Origin of the sequence: Salinimicrobium sp. WS361, assembly GCF_050750585.1 — a bacterium.
Taxonomy (GTDB): Bacteria; Bacteroidota; Bacteroidia; order Flavobacteriales; family Flavobacteriaceae; genus Salinimicrobium.
Genome location: NZ_JBOJLM010000049.1, coordinates 1 through 1,438 on the forward strand (window position 1 = coordinate 1; position 1,438 = coordinate 1,438).

2 protein-coding genes are annotated in these 1,438 nt (G+C 32.5%); both read right to left on the reverse strand.

Features of this window, described 5'->3' with window-relative positions; all coding sequences use genetic code 11:
* Nucleotides 1-160: 160 nt before the first annotated feature.
* A complete protein-coding gene (locus tag ACQ93I_RS17165; RefSeq protein WP_431699600.1) occupies nt 161-385 on the reverse strand; it encodes a hypothetical protein in 225 nt (74 codons plus the stop codon).
* A gap of 149 nt (nt 386-534) precedes the next feature.
* Nucleotides 535-1,260: a DUF6994 family protein gene (locus tag ACQ93I_RS17170; RefSeq protein ID WP_431699601.1), complete on the reverse strand. Its 726-nt coding sequence runs from the start codon at nt 1,258-1,260 to the stop codon at nt 535-537.
* Nucleotides 1,261-1,438 lie beyond the last annotated feature (178 nt).

A 1,438-nucleotide genomic window follows, 5' to 3' on the forward strand; every position in this document is an offset into this window, starting at 1 on the left:
GGCAAAAGTTTTTTTATACCTCAAGCCGCTCGTGTCGGAATTTTATTTATTTGAGTCCGTTAAAATCCAAAGGATAAACTTTTGGAAGGCGGAACCCAAATATTTATCAGTCCGTTATCCTTTCCTGTCGGTCTTATAATCGGAGCGTGTTCAGGTTATTCTAAAATTTTAAAACATCAGACAATTTTAGAATATACATTATTAAAAATGTACCTCCTGTGCTAACAAATATTGCGCTTTGCCAGAAATAAACTTTGTTTCCCCAAATCTTTAACCACTTTTTACCAAATGCGTTTCCCACATAACCTCTCATACTTTTATAGTAAATCAGGTTGATTATTAGAAAAGTTGCTATTGCTATTAAAATTATCCAGATTTTTTCCATTTGAAATATTGTTATTGTTTACGACTTTAAATTTTTGCCAACGTCCCGAATAACACAAGTTGCGGGATGGACAGAAAAAACTGTCCATTAAACTCTATTTTAAAAGATAGTCAAAAATGCCATTTTTGAGAGGTATTCCGCAATTTGTGTTATTCATTGTTGTGTGCTGGCATTTTTCCAACCTGTTTTATATAATTTTCAATTCGGTTGTTTCTAGATGCCACAAAATTTGTAACTCTCTTTTTATATAATTGATAGTCCTCAATTCCGTTAAAAACAGGTCTTGATTTGAAATTATCAAATGGTAAATAGAATTTAACATTTTGATTTTCGTCCAGAAGGTCATTAAGCAAAAAGAAACCCACATAGCCATTAAAGGTCTCAAACAAATCAAAGAAGTTTTTATATCTTAAAAATGTGTCATAAAGAGGATTTTCTTGTTCTTCGTAAAATAGACGAATACATTCCAATGTCAAATCAAATCTGTCGTCAATTAGGGAGTTTACACCTCTTGCTTGATTGATAGTGAATTTATTGTGAATTTTATTTTTTGGAAAAACAATGTAAGCTCCAATTGTACATCCAATGTCAAAAAGTTCATCTACTTCGTTAGAAACTTGTTCTATTAACCATTGTTTTCTTTTCTGATTTCTGTACGAGTGGGTTATTGCATCACTACCTAACGTGAATTCTCCAAGTTCCGATTTATGATATAAATAAGCTCCAGTTTTTTTTGTAGTCAGCTCAAAATTTTTTCCGTTTGGCAAAGGTTTACTCCAAAGAATTTTATGATATTTTCTCAAAGTCGGACTTGTACTGTCAGGGTCTCCACCACGAGCATCAGAGTTAACATTAAAATTTATGTCAATTGTCATTTCCTTGTTTTTATTTCTAGCAGAATGTCTGTTTTGCTTGCACACAACGTCCCGTATATGAAAAGTAGGCGATTTCGAAGCACCAAATTTTCGGTTAAGCACAAAGTCTGATAAGAGTCATAACCCTTGGATTTACTACTATTTCGCCTATTTTTTATATACATTGTTGTAGCCAGTG

What these genes read in the sequence shown, in the direction of transcription:
- ACQ93I_RS17165 (WP_431699600.1), bottom strand. Translation starts at nt 385, where the DNA reads ATGGAAAAAATCTGGATAATTTTAATAGCAATAGCAACTTTTCTAATA.
- ACQ93I_RS17170 (WP_431699601.1), bottom strand. Translation starts at nt 1,260, where the DNA reads ATGACAATTGACATAAATTTTAATGTTAACTCTGATGCTCGTGGTGGA.